Source organism: Thalassolituus sp. UBA3500 (assembly GCF_002377545.1).
GTDB lineage: Bacteria > Pseudomonadota > Gammaproteobacteria > Pseudomonadales > Oceanobacteraceae > Thalassolituus.
The window spans coordinates 56,414-76,220 of sequence record NZ_DFQB01000042.1 but is presented as its reverse complement, the minus strand read 5'-3'; the positions used below and the strand labels follow the sequence as shown (position 1 = coordinate 76,220).

Annotated in this window: 16 protein-coding genes; 7 read left to right on the top strand and 9 right to left on the bottom strand. The window is 51.2% G+C overall.

What is annotated here, in order from left to right; genetic code table 11:
* Positions 1 to 355 (bottom strand): TetR/AcrR family transcriptional regulator (locus B2R29_RS10565; protein ID WP_301181037.1); only part of this gene is annotated, 355 nt, incomplete at its 3' end.
* Between the two features lie 143 nt (positions 356 to 498).
* On the opposite strand from B2R29_RS10565, the gene B2R29_RS10560 reads away from it, so the two are divergent.
* Together B2R29_RS10560 and B2R29_RS10555 are read left to right on the top strand one after the other, a co-directional pair.
* Positions 499 to 1,695, top strand: a complete 1,197-nt coding sequence (locus B2R29_RS10560; protein ID WP_301181036.1) for an oxygenase MpaB family protein — start codon at positions 499 to 501, stop codon at positions 1,693 to 1,695.
* 81 nt (positions 1,696 to 1,776) lie between these two features.
* Positions 1,777 to 2,823: an MBL fold metallo-hydrolase gene (locus B2R29_RS10555; protein ID WP_301181035.1), complete on the top strand. Its 1,047-nt coding sequence runs from the start codon at positions 1,777 to 1,779 to the stop codon at positions 2,821 to 2,823.
* Positions 2,824 to 2,860: 37 nt separating this feature from the next.
* Here the strand turns inward: B2R29_RS10555 and B2R29_RS10550 are convergent, their stop codons facing one another.
* Both B2R29_RS10550 and B2R29_RS10545 read right to left on the bottom strand, forming a co-directional pair.
* Positions 2,861 to 5,125 carry a hypothetical protein gene (locus tag B2R29_RS10550; RefSeq protein WP_301181034.1) on the bottom strand — a complete coding sequence of 755 codons (2,265 nt, stop codon included), beginning with the start codon at positions 5,123 to 5,125 and terminating at the stop codon, positions 2,861 to 2,863.
* A gap of 219 nt (positions 5,126 to 5,344) precedes the next feature.
* The gene (locus tag B2R29_RS10545; RefSeq protein ID WP_301181033.1) at positions 5,345 to 6,346 is read right to left on the bottom strand and encodes a rhodanese-related sulfurtransferase; all 1,002 of its coding nucleotides are present in this window, start codon (positions 6,344 to 6,346) and stop codon (positions 5,345 to 5,347) included.
* 230 nt (positions 6,347 to 6,576) lie between these two features.
* Between B2R29_RS10545 and B2R29_RS10540 the strand changes: the two genes are divergently transcribed.
* On the top strand, positions 6,577 to 7,488 hold the full coding sequence (locus B2R29_RS10540) for a hypothetical protein (RefSeq protein WP_301181032.1): 912 nt from the start codon (positions 6,577 to 6,579) through the stop codon (positions 7,486 to 7,488).
* A gap of 9 nt (positions 7,489 to 7,497) precedes the next feature.
* Here B2R29_RS10540 and B2R29_RS10535 read toward each other — a convergent pair whose 3' ends face one another.
* Genes B2R29_RS10535 through rsxA form a run of 6 tightly spaced genes read right to left on the bottom strand, consistent with a single transcriptional unit; the run spans position 7,498 to position 13,309 of the window.
* Positions 7,498 to 8,211 (bottom strand): electron transport complex subunit E, encoded by a 714-nt coding sequence (locus B2R29_RS10535; RefSeq protein WP_301181031.1) that lies wholly within the window; start codon positions 8,209 to 8,211, stop codon positions 7,498 to 7,500.
* Positions 8,201 to 8,866 (bottom strand): electron transport complex subunit RsxG, encoded by a 666-nt coding sequence (rsxG, locus tag B2R29_RS10530; protein WP_301181030.1) that lies wholly within the window; start codon positions 8,864 to 8,866, stop codon positions 8,201 to 8,203. Before rsxG ends, B2R29_RS10535 begins: the two co-directional genes overlap by 11 nt.
* Positions 8,866 to 9,918, bottom strand: a complete 1,053-nt coding sequence (gene rsxD, locus B2R29_RS10525; RefSeq protein ID WP_301181029.1) for an electron transport complex subunit RsxD — start codon at positions 9,916 to 9,918, stop codon at positions 8,866 to 8,868. The genes rsxG and rsxD overlap by 1 nt, the downstream gene beginning before the upstream one ends.
* Before the next feature lie 2 nt (positions 9,919 to 9,920).
* Positions 9,921 to 12,125 (bottom strand): electron transport complex subunit RsxC, encoded by a 2,205-nt coding sequence (gene rsxC / locus B2R29_RS10520; RefSeq protein ID WP_301181028.1) that lies wholly within the window; start codon positions 12,123 to 12,125, stop codon positions 9,921 to 9,923.
* Positions 12,122 to 12,718, bottom strand: coding sequence for an electron transport complex subunit RsxB (rsxB, locus tag B2R29_RS10515; protein WP_301181027.1), 597 nt, complete (start codon positions 12,716 to 12,718; stop codon positions 12,122 to 12,124). The genes rsxC and rsxB overlap by 4 nt, the downstream gene beginning before the upstream one ends.
* Positions 12,719 to 12,727: 9 nt before the next feature.
* A complete protein-coding gene (gene rsxA / locus B2R29_RS10510) occupies positions 12,728 to 13,309 on the bottom strand; it encodes an electron transport complex subunit RsxA (protein ID WP_301181026.1) in 582 nt (193 codons plus the stop codon).
* Positions 13,310 to 13,641: 332 nt separating this feature from the next.
* On the opposite strand from rsxA, the gene B2R29_RS10505 reads away from it, so the two are divergent.
* The 4 genes from B2R29_RS10505 to B2R29_RS10490 are packed head-to-tail and all read left to right on the top strand — an operon-like array spanning position 13,642 to position 19,779.
* Positions 13,642 to 15,834: an ABC transporter substrate-binding protein gene (locus B2R29_RS10505; protein ID WP_301181025.1), complete on the top strand. Its 2,193-nt coding sequence runs from the start codon at positions 13,642 to 13,644 to the stop codon at positions 15,832 to 15,834.
* Entirely contained in the window at positions 15,834 to 16,811 is a 978-nt protein-coding gene (locus B2R29_RS10500; protein WP_300428705.1) for an ABC transporter permease, read from the top strand. The genes B2R29_RS10505 and B2R29_RS10500 overlap by 1 nt, the downstream gene beginning before the upstream one ends.
* Positions 16,811 to 18,196 carry an ABC transporter permease gene (locus B2R29_RS10495; RefSeq protein WP_300428706.1) on the top strand — a complete coding sequence of 462 codons (1,386 nt, stop codon included), beginning with the start codon at positions 16,811 to 16,813 and terminating at the stop codon, positions 18,194 to 18,196. The genes B2R29_RS10500 and B2R29_RS10495 overlap by 1 nt, the downstream gene beginning before the upstream one ends.
* Positions 18,193 to 19,779 (top strand): ABC transporter ATP-binding protein, encoded by a 1,587-nt coding sequence (locus B2R29_RS10490; protein WP_301181024.1) that lies wholly within the window; start codon positions 18,193 to 18,195, stop codon positions 19,777 to 19,779. The genes B2R29_RS10495 and B2R29_RS10490 overlap by 4 nt, the downstream gene beginning before the upstream one ends.
* Positions 19,780 to 19,807 lie beyond the last annotated feature (28 nt).

Sequence of the window (19,807 nt, the reverse complement as noted above, 5' to 3'; positions counted from 1 at the left end):
TTTCCAAGCCACTCTGGCCGAGTGCTGCTACCTCAACATACAAGGCATACATCAGCGTTGGGTGTTCGGCGATGAACTGAAGATACCCGGAAGTCACTTTTGTGACGGTTTGTGGCCAGTCATCAGCGGGATTGTAAGAGCTGATGATGCTCTTCATGATTCTTTGGCTCGTTGTCCGGGCGAGAGCCAGTAAGCATTCGTCTTTATTTTTGAAATGCTCGTAAAACGTTCTGCGGGATACCTTGGCACCGCAGGTGATATCGGCCAGCGTGACATCACGATAGCTCTTGGTTGCCATCGCAGCTTCCAGTGCAGAAAGTAGTCTGTCTTTGTGATCCTTCGCCGGTGCAGTCATGCGCTTACTTCATACCGTTTATCGTATTTTCAATCCAGTATAGCGTCTGGTACTTGACAGTACCAGTGTGGGTGGTTAGGTTGGTACGCAAGAGTACCGGTCTGATTTAAGGCAGATCTGGTGAAACATCAGGGAATCCTTCTATGAATACTCCAGAGCGTCACGGTATCCATATTCATACCGCCAGAACAATAGCTTCTCCCATGTTGCTGACGATTAAAGACAAGGCAGCTGCTGAGCCCAGTTCCATCGAATGGCAGGCAATGGGGCAGCAGCTTCTTTGTGGTGATCCGCTAGCAGATGACGTAGCAGCCTGGTTGGCTCGCGGAGAAGGACAGTGGTCTGATATCGAGCGTGCCTTGCACAGCGACGCTGACGGTGTAACTTCACTGGCTGCACCCATTCAAGCTTTTATGCAGCATGTTCGTCAGCGCCCCGCTTGGCTTGATGAGCATTCACTGATCAGAGGTTGTGACGTCGTCGCCAGGTCAGGTAAAACAGGCATGCGTATCCTGCGCGATTTTGGCCTTATGGCTGGCTATCAGGCGAGCGCGATTAATCAGACATTGTTGAAAACGGGGGCTCTCGAAAAGGGTGCACAGCGCCGAGTGGCTGAAACCACCAAATGGTGGATGGACGCTACCGAGCCCGGAGCGATTCTACCTGGAGGAACGGGCTTCGTTACCACGCTTCGGGTCAGGCTGATTCACGCCATGGTTCGCAGACAACTGGCGGCTCGTGAAGACTGGGACCATGAGTATCTGGGCTTGCCCGTGAATCAGTTGGATATGCAGGTCACTTACCTTGCGTTTTCAGTCATGTTTCTTCTTGGCCAGCGCGTACTCGGAGTGCCTGTGTCAAAGCAAGAGGGCGCGGATGTCATGCACCTCTGGCGGTATATTGGCTGGTTGATGGGGCTGGATGAGTCGTTGTTGGTAGATAGTGAGCAGGCGGGACGTATCGCGTTGTATCGTAACCTGTTAAGTCAGGCTCAGGCAGATGAGGGCTCGAAGCAGCTTGCGCAGGCTCTGATGGATGAACCGTTAGAGCGCCATTATCCTAACGCTCAGTGGTTGAGAAGTCATTGGGATAAAGAAGTCCACCTGAGTATCCTGAGGCTGTTTGTTGGCTCACAAGGGATGCGCAGGCTTGGACTGCCGCCGTGCCGCTGGCCCTGGTATCCCTTTATTTTTGCTCCGGTCAACGCCTTGACCCATCTTACCTTGCGGCTTCTGCCAGGTGGACGTGCCTTTTTAACCCGGCGGGGAAGGCGGGCACAGCAGCGGATGCTGAAAATCCTCTTTGGTGACTACAAACCCCAGATAAGACAGGTCACCTGAACACATATTTCTACCAGACGTATTGAATTTATTCGTAAACTCAGAGAATCTGAACTCCCACTTTCTAACTGAGTAATTACGTTGAAGTCAGCTCTGGTACTGGTAGGTAGCCTCGCGGCCGCTGTTGGTTGTGCAGCCATTTTGCATAACGAACCGGCGGATGATGTTGAAAGCCGTCCGGCGCATCATATGCCGGATGGCACCTTTGTAAATACTGATGGCCAGGCGATCAGTAAATCCTTTACTGACCTCTTGCGTTGGCGCTGGAACAGAACTGAGCCGTCTCCGCAACACTTCGATGTTATTCACCCAGACCCTGATGTCATTGCAAACCCAGCGACGACTCAGATTACCTGGCTGGGACACAGTGCTTTTCTTTTACAAGTAAAGGGTAAGAATATTCTTACTGACCCACATTTTTCAAAGCGCGCTTCACCGCTAAGTTTTGCCGGGCCCAAGCGAATTGTCGCACCACCCCTGAACATCGACGAACTGCCACATATTCATGCCGTTGTGATTTCTCATAATCATTACGACCATCTGGATGAAGAGTCACTGACAGAGCTATACGAGAGACAGAAAGATGCGCCTCCATTATTTCTCGTACCGCTGGGCTTAAAGGAAGAGTTACTGAGCTACGACATTACCAATGTCGTTGAAATGGATTGGTGGGAGTCTCACGAATATGAGGGTATGACGCTAACGGCTCTTCCTGTTAAGCATTGGTCTCAACGAACATTTTTTGACAGAAACAAAAGCCTTTGGGCGGGATGGTTAGTCGATATTGAGGACTTTCGATTTTTTCATACCGGTGACAGCGGTTACTCCGACGACTTTAGAAAAATTGGTGAGGACTATCCCGGTATTGACCTGGCGACCATTCCTATTGGAGCCTACGATCCGCGCTGGTTCATGAAAGATGCACACATGAGTCCCAAAGAGGCCGTTCAGACATTTATTGATCTCAAGGCCGGGAAGGCCATCGGAATGCACTGGGGGACTTTTATTCTGACGGATGAAGAAATGGATGAGCCGCCGGTGAGGTTGGCTGAAGCGCTGAAAGAAAAGGGGATTGAGGCGGGTAACTTCTCCGTGATGGATCACGGAGAAGTATCGATAATTAAGTGATGCAAGCACCTCGGGGAGAGTCACTTGCACTCACTAGTCAAACCTCGGGTTGTGCCAACCTCATTGTGAAGGACACATTACGGTTTACGTGGTCTACTGTGACGCTATCTGAACGTAAATAGTAGCCAGGGCCAGCTCCGGGAATCCCCTCGGCACTTCCATTTGCGGATACACTCTCGGAAGTGAGATCAGAGGGCGATTTAACGACCAGCTGACCGCGCATCCAGCTCGGGGCATATTCGCCAGCATTCTTGACCGGGGATTGGAACGTTCCACTTGCATAGCACGGAACGGATTGTCCTTCGTATGTGCAAGAGTAGGTATAAAGTCGATCTGGAGTGATATCGAAACTTGCGACGATTTTCTGTTGGTTGTCGACGATAGTATTCAAACGAAGGGTGTTCTCGCCTGAGTCCAAAGAAATGATGTCAAGTATTTGACTTCCACGGGATACATAGTCTCGGATGTAGCTTGCTGTAAATGCACTGACTACTTCCAGGTCGAGGCTCGTGGCTCCGTCGATATAGCTCATTGGGGCTGAAAGAGGTGATCCGGAAAAGTCGCCGAGACGAATAGAGGTTCTGTTACCGCTATTATCGGTGACAATTGCCTGACAAGGGAAGAATTCACCCAGCTCTCCATCAAGTGTCCCATAGCACGCGAATTCCATGGCATTTGACTGGAGAGTGTACTCCAGAGCTAGTTTACTGCCGTCAGTCGGGTGAGTAACCGTATCTTCAATGAATTGGCCCTGAATGGATACAAGAATTGGATATTGTTCACCAGGGTAAAGGCGGAAGGTACTGTATTCTAAGTCAGTACTCGTAGAGAACTGGCGTGCATAGTAGGTGTCTGTGGTGATTTGACCACGACATTCGGTGTTCCAGGTTTTAGTGCCATCATTCAGATAGCATGTAACGGTGTGGTCTTCCTGCTCATTCGTATTTGATTCTCGCATATCTACGACGACGCTGGTTGCCCCCAGTACTGTAGTAAAAGTGGTCTCACCATAGTAATAAATATCGTCATCAGTCGTGTAGGATGCTGCTGCCGTTAGATTCATCGATGGGGCGAGGTTTATTGCAGTTACACCTTCAGGGCCTACATTTACTGAGCGGGATAGCCCATTGGTGTATATCCGAACAAAGCAGTTCTGGTCAGTGGTTAACTGTCGACCTTCGATGGTACAGGTCAACTCAAAAGACGCCCTGTCTCCTTGCTTATAATAATCCCAGTTCCACGTTGTGAAGTGCTCAACGGTGGCGATCAGGCGCATGCCTGTTGGTGATGTTGCAGACGCTACGATTTCACCAACGCCTTCTTCTACCCAAAGGCCGGTGGCTTCATCAAACCACCACATTTCGATTTCTTCGCCAATGGCGTAAATACGTCCGTCCGGTCCGGTTTCGGTCACCAGATCCATTTCAATCTGTGCGCTGGCTTCTGCTGCCAGTTGCACTGGCTCACCGTTTTGGGTGAATTCAAAATCGATCATACCCAGTGAAAGAAGCTGAACAACTTCACTTTCTTCGGTCAGAGCAACGCCGCCACCCAGGTAGGACGCACCCATTTCACGGGTATCAACCGGCGTAACTGTGGCTGTGATTTCGCCAGTGACAGGGTCGCCGTTGGCGTCAACGAAGGCACCTGCTGGCAGGGTGACGCTGGTGTTCAGCTCACTATTTTCGACAGTCACTTCAGCGTCGTTGTTGAATGCAACTGGGGTAGCGCGCTCCATCAGGGTTAATTGCACATCGGCGCGTTCCTGTGATGCTGGCAGGTCAAATCGATAGCTTTGTGGAATGTAGCCCTCTTTACTGGCCGCGACGGTCAGAACAGAAGTCTGAGTGAGGCCAGTAAAAGCAGCAATACCCAATGCATCGCTTTCGACAGTGACACCGTCAATGGTCACAGTGACGTTTTCTAACGGAGCTTCTTCCATGTCCAGAAGTTCGACATTCACGGCGAAGTCAGCATTGAGTACTTCAGCGGGGATGACCTCCAGAGTAACTTCTGCTTCGCCTGTTTCACCTTCTTCATCGGTGATTTTTACGCTCAGAACATGCTCGCCGGCTGAGGAAATCAGGGCGTTATCGATAGGTAGGCTGCTGATGATAGTGCCATCAAGGTACCACTCATAAGCAATCTGGCCGACGGCCTCAGGATCAGCTTCCGCCTCATAGGTGAAAGGCTGGTTCTGGTTAACAGAATCAGGTGCGATGATATCGACGGTTAGGGTATTACAGCCTGCCAACACCAGCGTCATAAGTAGCGTAGCAAGTAGTCCGGTTATTCGGGACATTGAGAAACACTCCGTGTGTAAATGATTTCAGGGTGAAGGGTATCCTGAAGTACTCGGTGATCCTTCACCTGCTGTAGTCGCCGCAAGGTGCGACGATTGGGACATTATGCCAGAGAAGCAGCTTCTTTGTACTGTCTTTGAGCGACAGTATGAGTGACAAAGTGAGCGTCTATAGTAAGTGCTAAGTGCCTGAGCAAGCGACTGTGAGGCCGTCGCAGATTAGCTTTTTCTTTCTGATCGCTGGCGTTGCGCTTCTTTGTAGGCAAGCTTTTCTTTTCGTCGCTGATCACGGATGTCATTCAGATCAGCGCCAAGATGATCGAGGCCGCGTTCGCGCGCAAGTTGCATCTGTTGTTCACGCTGGCGGAAGCGTTCCTGCTGCTCTGCGGTGTATTCATCTATGCAATGATGACAACTGACGCCTGCTTCGTAATCGGCGTGTTGTTTGTCTTCATCAGTGATCGGACGGCGACACGCGTGACATAGGTCGTAGTGACCCTTGTTCAGCTGATGGTCGACACTTACCCGGTTATCGAACACATAACATTCGCCTTCCCACATGCTCTGATCTGCAGGGACTTCTTCCAGGTACTTAAGAATACCACCCTCAAGGTGGTAGACCTCTTCGAATCCCTGTTCTTTAAGGTAGGCAGTAGATTTTTCACAACGAATACCCCCGGTACAGAACATGGCAACCTTCTTGTGCTGCCCTGGATCGAGTTGTTCTTTTACGTATTGAGGAAACTCGCGGAAGGTGTCTGTCTCTGGATTGACGGCACCTTTGAAGGTACCAATACCAATTTCGTAGTCATTTCGCGTGTCGATCAGAGTAACGTCAGGATCTGAAATCAAATCATTCCAGTCGGCAGGTTTCACATACGTACCTACCGTGTGGCGAGGGTCGATGCCTTCTACGCCCATGGTCACGATTTCTTTCTTTAGTTTGACTTTGGTCCTATAGAAGGGCATTTCGTTTTCATAGGACTCTTTGTAACTGATGTCAGCGAGGCGGTTGTCTTGAGCCAGCCATTGAAGCAGTTGATCGATACCTTCACGCGAACCGGCAACCGTACCGTTAATACCCTCTTTAGCGAGGAGTAAGGTTCCTTTGATGCCGAAAGCGACCATAGCATCGTGAAGTGGCTCACGTTTTGCTTCGTAATCATCAAGTGTCACAAACTTGTACATTGCACAGATGACGAAAGAATTGGGCTGACTCATAAAGAAACCTACTGGATCTGAGAAGTCGGCAAAACCGCTGTAGCGGACGCCTGAAACTGGAAAATACGGGCCTGAGAGGCTAAACGCGGCGGAGTATACCTTAAAGTAGTTTTTACGGCATGCTCTGTAGCTTTTCATGCCGGGTCTGTGTGAATCTACTCACAGTCTGCTGCGATGGACTAGAGTTAAATGTGAGCAGTTCACAAAAACTGAGCGGAAGGATGCTGATTATGTGGCTAACCATAGGCTTTGCTTGCCTTGTACTTTTTGCAGTAGCGATGTTAATGCACCGTTTTACGGCAGAGTGGAAGGGAGTGCCGGGTGAGTATGCAGGAATCAACTATGAGTATCGGACTCATGAAGGCAGATCGGGTCGGCAGATTAAGGTCGGCATGGAAGTATCCCTCAGGTACGATTTCGTAATGCGCCGACATGGTGCGTTTGATCGCCTGTTGTCCCGCGTCGGTGTCGACAGCGATAAGCGAATCTGTAACCCCGCGTTTGATGACTCTCTTCTTATCCTTTCAGATGATTTCACGGCCTCACAGGCTCTCGCTGCGGCGCCAGGCTTGAGTGATAAGCTCTTGAGAATGTTCAATCTTGGATCTGCAGATACAGTTCAGATTAATAAATTGGTTTGTCGTCGTGGGCGGTTATGGGCTTTGGTCGATGACAACTCGCAGGACAGAGAACAAATGAGCGCCTTCGCCGATGTGGCTCTGCCTGCAATGGCTGAGTTTGCTGAAATACTTCAGCGACTCGAAGGGCCTGAGCGCGAGCAGCGGCCTGATCGTTATGCGGTTCCAGCCGTGGCTTTTCTTCTGTTAGCGACTGGGTTTCTGACGAAAGGTGCACTGGTATGGATTGAAACTGGCGCACAATTGCCAGATACCAACCTGATGCTGCAATCGCTTATGTTTGGTGGCCTGGTCGCTCTGGCTCTTGGTGTTATCACCATTCGATTGATGCACTACAACTTTGGTAACCACAAGGTGTTTGCCGAGTTGTTCTTCATTGGCATGCTTGGAGCGTCAGCGACACTGTACGCAGAAAAGGCAATAGAGAACAGAGCCAATGCCGGTTTTGTTCAACTCAACTCAGTGGAACTCGTGGAATCGCAACAAGGAAAAGCGCGCAGCTGAGTGATTGGCTCAGCTGATTTTTCCTGTCACCCGTACCCGTTTCGAACCCGCTTCAACCGGTGCTGCCTTCGCGGCGGCGGCCTTATCTATCCGGTCATCAATCAAATTCTTGAGGGCGATCAGCAAGCCCATGCCCACAAATGCCCCCGGCGGAAGAATGGCAAAAAGAAAATCAGGGTAACCATCGACCAGAACAATCTTCCAGTCAGCGGCGGAAGGGCCGAACAAGAGTTCCATACTTCCGAAAAGCTGACCCTGCCCCAGAACTTCGCGCAGTGCGCCAAGTAGTACGAGAACAACGGTAAAACCAATGGCCATCATTACACCATCTACCACTGACGGCAGGATGGGGTTCTTGGAAGCGAACGCATCGGCCCGGCCAAGGATTGCGCAGTTAGTCACGATCAGGGGAATAAAAATACCGAGTACCTCATACAGCTCGTAAGTAAACGCCTGCATGGTCAGTTCGGCGACGGTTACGAAAGAAGCAATGATCATGACGAACGCTGGCAGTCTAACCGCGTCAGACACATGGTTGCGGATAAGAGATACTGAGAGGTTCGAACCGACTAATACCATCATGGTCGCCAGACCCAGGCCAAGAGCGTTGACGACAGAGCCCGTCACGGCCAGAAGAGGGCATAGCCCCAATAACTGAACAAGTGCCGGGTTATTTTTCCACAGTCCATCGAGGGATATATCTCTGAGTGACTTAGTTGCCATCGCTGTTTTCTCCCGAAAGTGCGTTGCCGTAGAGCAGTTCATCGCGGTGCATATCAAAGAATTTCAATGCGCGTTTCACGGCTCTGACAACGGCACGTGGCGTGATGGTTGCGCCAGTGAATTGGTCAAAGGTACCGCCGTCTTTTTTCACTGCCCATTGCTCTGGTGCTGGGCTAGCGAGAGATTTCCCCTCGAAACCGGTGATCCAGTCAGACTTCCGGACTTCAACCTTATCGCCTAATCCGGGTGTTTCGCGGTGAGCGACGACCCGAACGCCAGCAAGCGTTCCGTCGGCCTTCACACCGACAATCAGATCTACTTCAGCTGTATACCCATCGGGTGCCACCGCGGGCAGAATGACGGCGCTGACTTCACCGTTATTTCGGGCGCGGTAGATCAGGGCGCTATCGGGCAATGGACCGAGCAGCTGTTGATTGAATCGCGCATCAACATTCATTGTGTCGTTAAGCAAGTCATTGTCGTAACTGCTGGCCGGAAGAATTTCATTCAGTGCACGTGCTTCCGCAGCCTTAATATTGTACGCAATCCGATCAGCAGTCAGTGTTTGAGCAACAGCAATTGCGCCCGCTGTAACGACGGCAAAAATCGCCAGCCCCACAGCATTCTTGCGGATGGCTGAGAGTAACTCGAACATTATTTATCCCCCGGTTTCAGACCGCGCTTAGGCTTGCTGTGGCCATAGCTTCGTGGCTGGGTGTAGGCATCAATGAAGGGGGCAGCAAAATTCATCAGAAGCACAGCGAAGGCGACGGCATCTGGGTAGGCTCCCCATGTTCGGATCACGTAGAGAAGAACTCCGATACCCGCACCGTAGATCAGTTTTCCCGTGGGGGTTGTCGATGCTGAAACCGGGTCTGTGGCAATGAAGAATGCTCCTAGCATAGTTGCACCACTGAGCAAATGCAGTGACAGCGGCGTATACAGGTCTTCGTCCCACCCCAGAATCAGTGAGCAGATACTGAGCGCTACGAGCATGGATACGGGAATATGCCAGGTAATGATGCGTCGGGCCATCAGGAAAAGACCGCCTGCAAGGAACGCCAGATTGACCCACTCCCAGCCACCGTTCAGCCAGCCGTTAAATGTATTTCGCTGGAGAAGCTCATCAGAGGTCTCCTTGCTGATGAGGTGTTTATATTGGTCAAGCGGAGTGGCGCCTGTGAATGCGTCAGCTGCTGACGACGATCCCGTAAATATGATGCTCAATGCTTCGCTGAACCCGGCGATCTCAGATCCAGTGACCTGAAAAGAGGTGACCCAGTTTGTGGTCATCTGTACCGGAAATGAAATCAGTACAAGCGCGTAACCGACCATCGCGGGGTTAAACGGGTTATTGCCCATGCCTCCGTATATCTGCTTGGCAAAAATGATGGCGAATGAGGTGGCTAGTACGGTGATCCACCAGGGCGCGAGAGGAGGTAGCGCAAGGCCTAATAGCAGACCCGTGACCAATGCGGTGTTGTCCTTGAGGAAAAAGCTCACAGGATATTTGCGTAGTTTCAGAACAAGCGCTTCTGAAAATAACGCTGTAACTACAGCGAGCACCGTATTTATCAAGGTGCCAAAGCCGAAAAACCAGGTCATCACTGCAAGGCCTGGCAGAGTAGCCAGTGCCACCGTCAGCATGATCCGACTGGTACGGTTGGGCCCGTGAGTATGGGGTGAAGACAGCGTCAGCAGTGCCATGGTTATACTTCTCCTGTGGTACTGGTCTGAGCTTCGAAGGCTGCCAGTTTTTCAAGCTGTTTGTTCAGCGCCTTCTCGAGTGCATCGACAGAGTCAAGTTTCTCTGCACGTGCCATTTCCAGGCGCTCTCTGGCCTTTTCTACACGATCTTTCTGTGCGAGCAGTTTCTTTTGAAGCTGTTCTGCGTCGGGCTTCGTTGCTGTCGCTTCTGTCGGTTTATTATCTGTGCCAGATTTCAGGGCGGCCTCGTAGGCTGCTTTGGCTTCGGCGACCCGGGACTCTTGTTTCTCTACACCAGTGCGTAGTGCATCCACCGTGTCTGCGCCTTCCGCTTCAGCATCTTCTAAGCGCTTTCGGGCTGTGTCCAATCGAGCGGCTGCCGTTTCCCACTTTTTTTGCAGGCGCTCAGGGCTGTTTGGATCGCCTTTGTCAGGGCCCGTTGCAGCGGGGGCGGCTTTAGCGGCTTTCTTTGCTGCAGCAATCTCTTTTGCCAACGTTTTGATCTTGTCCTGAGTCTTAGTCAACGCAGACTCGAATGCTGGTATTTTATCGGCCATCTCCGGGTTTTCACGGGCAGCCTCCAGCTTTTCTTTCGTTTTAGCAACGGCTGCCTGAGCGGCTGATAACTGTTTCTGCAGCTTTTCCAGGTCGGCATCTGTAGTGGGCTCAGTTGCAGTGGACTCAGTTGCAGGAGCCGCTTTTGCTATAGGCGCTTCTTTCTTAGCCGATTGTGCTTTGGCTGCTGCTTCCGCGCGCGCTTTACGCTTCGCTTCTTTTTCTGCTTTCTCGCGTTCCTGACGCTCAATTCGGGCTTCGTAACGAATTCGCGCCTGTTCTGCTTTTTCCGCAGCTGCGCGTTCTTCGCGGATGGCGCCCTTCGAGAACCGATAGTATTGAACCAGAGGGATTTCACTCGGGCACACGTACGAACAGGCGCCACACTCAATGCAGTCGAACAGGTTGTGTTGCTCTGCTTTATCAAACTCCTGCGCTTTACTGAACCAGTAAAGCTGCTGAGGAAGCAGGTCAGCTGGACATGCATCAGCACACAAGCCACAACGAATACACGCCATGGCTGGGTTATTTGTCGGTAATTCCTTGTCGGTCGGGGCCAGCAGGCAGTTGGTTGTCTTTACGACCGGCAACCCAGTGGTCGGCAGTGCAAAGCCCATCATAGGGCCACCCATTACGACGCGCTCACGCTTCGCCGGACGGTAACCACTGAGAGACAGGAGATGGCTGACTGGCGTACCTAAAAGCACTTCCCAGTTGCCTTTATCTCTGACTGCATCGCCGGTCACTGTCGTAATCCGGCTAATCAGTGGGCGACCCAGGTCGACGGCATCGGCAATGGCGGCGGCTGTGCCTACATTCTGGCAGACGATACCCAGGCTGGCAGGAATGCCACCGGACGGAACTTCTTTACCTGTCAGAATCTGGATCAGCTGCTTTTCACCACCTGATGGGTACTTTGTCGGAATGGTGACAACGTCAATGTGGTGTTCTTCATTGTGCTGAACGAGCGCGTCTTCTAAGGCTGCTATCGCTTCCGGCTTATTGTCTTCTACGCCGATAAGGCAGCGTTCAGCCCCGAGTATCTGTAGCAGAATCTGAGCACCACGAATCACTTCGCTGGCGTGTTCGCGCATCAACATATCGTCAGCCGTGATATAGGGCTCGCATTCGGCACCATTAAGAATCAGAGTGTCGATGTTGTGCTGGCCAGTATGTAACTTAACAGCGGTAGGAAAGCCTGCTCCGCCCATGCCAGCGATACCACAGTCACGGATACGCTCAATCAGCTTTTCTTTCGGAATATCATCGCAATGTTCCAGCCCGAGTGCGTCGCATAGGCCCTGATGCTCGGCCCAGGTCTCTTCGCCATCTGGCTCGATGACGATGCAGGTTTCACTGAGACCGGATGCGTGAGGTACCTGACGTGCTTCGATGGCGCTGATCTTTCCTGATGTCGGTGCATGAAGAGGTGCCGATACAAAGCCCTCTGGCTCCGCAATGACCTGGCCCTTCAAAACGCTATCACCGACGGCAACGACAGGATTTGCAGGCGCACCAATGTGCTGATGCAGTGGTAAAACCAGCTCAGCAGGCAGGGAGGCTTTGCGGATGGGGCGGCTATTTGATTGGCGTTTATTTTCTGGTGGATGGATACCACCATCAAACTCGTGCAGTTGAATCAGGTGAGTCATGCGTGCGCCTCCGTCGTGATAGAGCGGCGGTCCGTTGCAATCAGTTCAACTCCGGTGGTGGGCGCCTGCCAGTACCAACTGCTGGTGTCGGTCGACTGTGGAACCATATCGATACAATCGACTGGGCAGGGCTCTACGCAAAGATCACAGCCGGTACACTCGTCCACAATGACTGTATGCATTTGTTTTGCAGCGCCGAGAATCGCGTCGACAGGGCACGCCTGAATGCACTTAGTACAGCCAATGCACTCGTCTTCACGGATATAGGCGACCATGGGTACATCTTTTTCTGCACCGTGTTCTGCATCCAGTGGCTCAGGTTCGACCCCGAGTAAATCAGCCAACGCCTGAATTGTGCTTTCACCACCCGGCGGACATTTATTGATTTTCTCGCCATCTGCAATGGCTTCGGCGTAAGGCTTGCAGCCCGGGAAACCGCATTGTCCGCACTGGGTTTGTGGAAGGAGATCATTCACCTGGTCAACCACTGGGTTACCTTCGACCTTAAAACGGACGGAAGCAAAGCCGAGCAGAGCGCCGAAGATGGCGGCCAGGCCGGCCAGAACCAGAATAGCGATAATAATAGTACTCATGGCATTACCTCAGATGCTGACCAGGCCGGTGAAGCCCAGGAACGCAAGAGACATAAGGCCCGCGGTGATCATGGCGATGGCTGAGCCCTGAAAGGCGACCGGCACATCAGCAACGGCGATACGCTCTCGCATCGCAGCGAACAGGACCATGACCAGTGAAAAACCAACGGCGGCACCGAAGCCATAAAGGATTGACTCAACAAAAGTGTTGTCGCGTTTGATGTTGAGCAGCGCAACACCAAGTACTGCACAGTTGGTGGTAATAAGCGGTAGAAAAATACCCAGAACACGATAGAGCAGCGGGCTGGTTTTGCGGATGGCGAGCTCTGTAAAGCCAACCACCACGGCGATGACCATAATAAAGCTGATGGTCTTCAGGTACGTCAGCTCGAGGGGCACCAGTAGGTAGTTGTATACCAGATAGCTGCAGACGGAGGCGAGGGTCAGTACGAAGGTGGTGGCTGCACCCATGCCGATGGCGGTTTCCAGCTTATTGGAAACCCCCATAAAGGGGCACAACCCCAGGAACTGAACAAGCACGAAGTTGTTCACCAGGATAGTACTGACCAGTATCAGGAGGTACTCTGTCATCTTTCCTCTGCTATCGTTATAACCCTGCAAAAACTGTGTGTTTATGCGGGGTCTGGAGAATTCGGGCGCGCATTATCCCAAAAGAGCGTTATGTCGTACAAGAACATAAGTCACTAGTAGTAATAGCTATTTGGAATAAGATCCACTCCTGTTACCACTCTTAGCAGTAACGCCAATGGGGGAGAGAGCAAACAGATAGTGGCTGTCTGGTTGCTACAAGAGTTTGCCTGATCGCGAAAAGCTGGCAGACTCGATGAAATTACGATAAAAATCAGTGAACCGGTTAAGCTCAGTTTGCAGTCTGGTCTGCATCCGACCAGTACGGGAGATAAATGAATACACAGGGATCGCTCGTTGTTGCTGCACTGGCAGTGGCGTTTACGTTTTTCATCAGCGGTTGCGGTGATGGCGCCTGGAATAACCCTCACCCGGCAGACGAGGCAGGAAAGAATATCCTGTATTCAAACTTTTCTGGGCCGCCCAAGCACCTTGATCCTGTTATTTCCTACAGTTCAGATGAAGGCCGCTTTATTGACCAGATCTATGATCCGCCCTTGCAGTATCATTATCTCAAGCGCCCATTCGAGCTGGAACCGAATACTCTGGCGCAGATGCCAGAGATTGTGTATCTCGATGCTGAAGGTAACGAGGTACCGTCAGAGTCACCTGAGCTTGCCTATAGCGACTATTTTTTCGAGTTAACACCGGGCACTTATTATCAACCACACCCCGCGTTTGCTCTGGATGAAACCGGAGAATCCATTTACGCCTTTGAGTCTGCGGATGACGCAGCCCCGTTTCGGACGTTAAGTGATTTCAGTGAAACAGGCACGAGAGAACTTATTGCCGAGGATTATGCCTATCAATTGAAGCGCCTTGCAGACCCAACATTGCTGTCGCCGATTCGGGGATTGATGTCGGAATATATCCTGGGGATGAACGAGTTTGCAGACATTGCGAAGCAGGCACGGGATGCGCAGGGCGAAGGCGAGTGGCTTGATCTGCGGACGCTCGATTTCAGCGGCGTGGAGGTGATCGACCGTTACCGGTTCCGGATACGGCTTAAAGGTAAGTACCCTCAATTCAGTTATTGGCTGGCCTTCCACTTCTTTGCTCCTATACCTTTCGAAGCAGACCGCTTTTACAGCATGCCGGGTATGGCCGACAGAAATATCACTCTCGACTGGTATCCGGTGGGTACAGGGCCTTACATGATGACCAGAAATGATCCGAATGAGGCCATTGTTCTAGAGAAAAATCCGAATTATCGAGATGATTTCTATCCTGCCGAGGGTGAAATCGCCGACCGTGCCGCGGGATTGCTAGATGACGCTGGTCAGAAGATTCCGTTTATCGACAAAGTTGTATACCGCCTTGAGAAAGAGTCGATTCCGTTGTGGAGTAAATTCCTGCAGGGCTATTACGACCGCTCAGGTATAGCCAGCGACAGTTTTGATCAGGCCATCAGTGTCGGCTCAGAAGGCATCGGCCTGTCGGATGAAATGCGTGAGCGTGGAATTACCCTCGATGTCGCCGTTACTCCTGGCACTTATTATTTCGGCTTTAATATGCTTGATGATGTGATAGGCGATACGGGTACAGCGGATGAACGAGAGAGAAAGCGTCTTCTTCGACAGGCGATAGCGATTATTTATGATCAGGAAGAATACATCTCTATCTTCTATAACGGGCGCGGTGAGACTGCGATGAGCCCGATCCCTCCCGGTATCTTTGGGTATCAGAAGGGGCAGGAAGGCTTAAATGATTCTGTCTTCGACTGGATTGATGGCGAAGCTGTAAGAAAGAGTACGGAGGTCGCTCGTGACCTGATGGTAAAAGCGGGCTATCCGGACGGGCGCGACGCCGATACGGGTGAGCCTCTGGTGCTGAACCTGGATACGGTCGGCTCTGGCGGCAGTGCGGCTCAGAGCTGGCTGATTAAACAGTTCAAGAAAATCGGGATTCAACTCAATATTCGTGGTACTGACTACAACCGTTTTAAAGACAAGATGAAAGCGGGTAACGCTCAGTTGTTCCAGTGGGGTTGGCTGGCAGATTATCCCGATGCTGAGAATTTCCTTTTTCTTCTCTATGGCCCTAATGGACAGGTCGTTACTCAAGGTGCAGGCGTCAATTCAAGTAACTTCGATAACGCCAGATACAACGAATTATTTGAAGAAATGAAGCTCATGGAAAATAGCCCAGAGCGAATGGAGATCATTCGGGAAATGCTCGATATTCTCCATCATGAAATGCCTTGGGCATCCTCATTCCATCCACACAGCTACGTGCTGAATAACGCCTGGGTCTACAACAGCAAGCCGCATGGCATCAGTAAGTCGGTTTTGAAATACCTGCGTATTGACCCAGAGCAGCGTGCGCGAATGCAGGCTGAGTGGAATAGCCCCGTTTTATGGCCACTTTTATTGGTCGCCGTGATCGTTCTGGTGACGGCACTGCCGGGCTATCTGGCCTATCGACGTAGATTAAATCATCGTATTCGCCCCCTTGGTGGAGATAAATAATGCTGGCTTACATTATCCGTCGCCTGGTATATGCGATTCCTATTCTTATCGGTGTAAACCTTCTTACTTTCGCATTGTTCTTCGTGGTTAACACTCCAGATCAGATGGCACGTGTACAGCTGGGTGATAAGCACGTCACTGAAGATGCTGTTCAGGAATGGAAAGCACAGCGAGGCTATGACAAACCCTTGCTGATCAATGGTGAAGCCGATGGGGCAGAGGTATTTATCGACACAATTTTCTTCGAAAAGTCCCTCAGTCTGTTCGTTCTGGATTTTGGTAAATCAGATGCGGGTCGTAATATCGCCGCAGATATTGAGCAACGGATGTGGCCCAGCCTTGCGGTTGCGCTGCCGACTTTTATCATCGGTATTTCCGTCAATATAGCGTTTGCTCTGTTTGTTGTGATGTTCCGCGCCAGTATTTTCGATACATCAGCCATGATTCTTTGTGTTGGTCTCATGTCGGTTTCTGGTGTGTTCTATGTGATTGCAGGCCAGTTTTTCTTTGCCAAAGAATGGAGTCTGGTGCCTATCTCCGGGTATCTGGGAGGTGCAGATGCCTGGCGCTTTCTGTTGCTGCCAGTGACTATCGGTGTGATATCAGGTATTGGTGGTGGCACGAGGCTTTATCGCACTTTGTTTCTTGAAGAGGCGAATAAAGATTACGTTCGCACGGCTCGTGCTAAGGGCGTTGCCGAATTGACTGTACTTTTCAGGCATATTCTTCCCAACGGTATGATTCCGATATTGACCAGTGTGGTGGTGGTTATTCCTTCGCTCTTTATGGGCAGTCTGCTGGTGGAGTCGTTCTTTGGTATCCCCGGCCTTGGAAGCTACACCCTGGATGCTATTCAGTCACAGGATTTTGCTATTGTTCGTAGCATGGTTTTCCTTGGCTCTGTTCTTTACATCATAGGGCTGTTACTGACTGATATCTCCTACACATTGGTTGATCCACGGGTGAGGTTGTCCTGATGGAATTATTCGACGTACGCCTTCATCTGCTCTGGAGCGATATTTTAATATTCCTCCTGGTAGCTTCCCTTTGTGCTTTTGTCGTTAACGTGGTCCGCAATCCGCTGGCGCGCAAGCGCTGGTCTCAGGTCTTTGAGTCGCGAATCGGCTCCGCGTCATTCCTGGTGATTCTCTTTTATGTGCTGATCGCATTGACGGACTCTGTTCATTTTCAGAAGAAGCTGGAACAAGCGGGCGACTCTGAAGACGTGCATTACGCACCGGAGGTGACCAGTCTGCTGGATCTTGCTCTGGCGCCAATGCTGGGGCGGGATGAAAAAACATATTCAGCCCCCTTTGCGATTCATTCGTTTGCAAAAGAAAATACGGAATTGGCAGAAGGCGGAGTAATCCGTGATTATCCTCGCCTTGAACACGGTGGCAGCCATCTGGAGGATGATGCCCAGCATGGTGCCGACATCGTTGTAAAAAGTATGACGATTATCGGCTGGACACTGGTGCCAGTATTGATCCTTTTGTTTCTGCATCACGCCTTCATTAAAAAGCGCGATTCGCGACTGCCATGGCCGGTGATTTACTTTACGTTTTCTGCCGTTGTCGTGGTATCGAGCTGGGCTCTGTATATGAGTCAGTTCTACCACGTTCTTGGTACCGATAAGGTAGGTCAGGACGTTCTCTATGGTGCGGTGAAAGCGGTCAGAACCGGTGTTCTGATTGGTACACTGGCTACCCTCGTTACGTTACCCTTGGCTGTTTTGCTGGGGATTTCAGCGGGATATTTTCGCGGCTGGGTCGACGACGTTGTTCAGTATATCTACACAACGCTTAACTCGATTCCGGGCATCCTGTTGATTGCCGCCTCTGTGCTTCTGATCGACGTGTATATAGAAACACACCCTGAGCAATTTAAACTGCTCAGTGACCGTGCAGATTTTAAATTTGTCGCTCTATGTTTCATTCTCGGTATGACCAGTTGGACGGGTTTGTGCCGACTTCTTCGAGCAGAAACACTGAAGCTTAGCCAGCTGGAGTATGTGCAGGCGGCGCATGCTTTTGGCGTCAGTCGCTGGCGCGTGATTATGCGTCACATATTACCGAACACGACGCATTTGATTCTGATTGCTCTGGTGCTTGATTTCAGTGGCTTCGTGCTTGCTGAAGCCGTTCTTAGTTATATCGGTGTCGGTGTCGACCCGTCGATGAAAAGCTGGGGGAATATGATCAACGAGGCGCGTGCTGAGCTGGCCCGTGAGCCTGTTGTATGGTGGTCCGTTATTGCCGCATTTATCCTGATGTTTGTTCTGGTGCTGGCTGCCAACCTCTTTTCAGATCGCGTGCGCGATGCCTTTGATCCTCGCATGTCGGGTAGTGGAGACAAACAATGAAACCATTACTGCAGGTAAATAATCTGGTTGTCAGTGCAGGCAACAGTCGCCTTGTTGATGATGTCAGCTTTGAAATATATGCAGGTGAAGTGTTCGCGCTCGTAGGCGAAAGTGGCTCAGGAAAGTCTCTGACGAGTCTTGCGATTATGCGTCTTCTGGGTGAAGGGTTAAGCATTCGAGGTGGCGATGTGAAGCTTGGCAGTGATTCTTTGTTTGCGTTGAGCGAAACGCAGATGAATGCTGTTCGTGGACGTCGTGTTGCGATGGTTTTTCAGGAGCCACAGAGTTCACTCAATCCGGTTCAGACCATTGGTAAGCAGATTGCCGAGGTGCTGGCATTGCATCGTGGCAGTGCTCCGGATGCTGCAATAATTGAATTACTGGACGAAGTCGGTATTCCAAACCCAGAAGAGCGACTTAACTGGTATCCGCACCAACTATCAGGTGGCCAGAAACAACGCGTAATGATTGCAATGGCGTTGGCGTGTGAACCTGAGCTATTGATTGCGGATGAACCAACCACCGCGCTCGATGTGACCATTCAGAAACAGATTCTTGAGCTTCTTAACGAACTCCGCCGCAGTCGCGAGCTTGCTGTCCTGTTAATTACTCACGATATGGGTGTGGTTGCTGAAATGGCAGACAGAATTGCGGTGATGCGTCATGGCAATATTCTTGAACAGGCTGAGCGCTCGCAGTTTTTTATTAGTCCTTCCCATGATTACAGCCGGCAACTAATACATGCGTTGCCACAACCGGATGATTATCTGGAATATCAGGCGCATTCGCCGTTGCTGGATGTGCAGGATGTAAAGGTCTGGTTTCCTGAGCGCCGCGGCGTGCTCCAGCGTGTTGTCGGGCATACAAAAGCCGTGAATGGCGTCAGCTTTACGATCGGTCGGGGAGAAACACTGGCGCTTGTCGGTGAATCGGGCTCTGGGAAAAGTACAGTAGGGCGCGCGATTCTTCGCCTCGAGGACACCGCGGGCGGAAGTATTCAGTTCGATGGGAGCGACATAGGAAGTCTGAGTCAACGTGAATTTGCTCCGTACCGTAAGCGGATTCAGGTGATCTTTCAGGACCCTTTTTCTTCTATGAATCCGCGTATGACCGTGAGAGAAATCATCGAGGAAGGAATGCAGAGCCTTGGTCTCGGCGGAACCAACGAATCAAGAGAGACTCAGATTCGCAACCTTCTCGAACGGGTAGGTCTCGAGGCCGGACACCTTAATCGTTATCCGCACGAATTTTCGGGCGGGCAACGTCAGAGAATAGCGATCGCACGTGCTATCGCGGTTGAGCCTGAGTTGATTATCTGTGACGAGCCGACCAGTGCGCTTGATGTTTCTATTCGTGGGCAGGTCTTGCAGTTATTGCAGGAGCTACAGGACGAAATGGGGTTGTCGTATCTGTTCATAACTCACGACCTGTCGATTATTCCACATCTGGCACACCGTGTTGCAGTGATGCGCAATGGACAGTTGGTTGAGCAGGGCGAGACCCGGCAGGTCATGACTTCTCCGGTACATGAGTACACCCAGCATCTTCTACAGGCGGTACCCCGGATTCCAGAGCACGCCTGACTTATTGTTTTTTGCGGCGTACAATCCG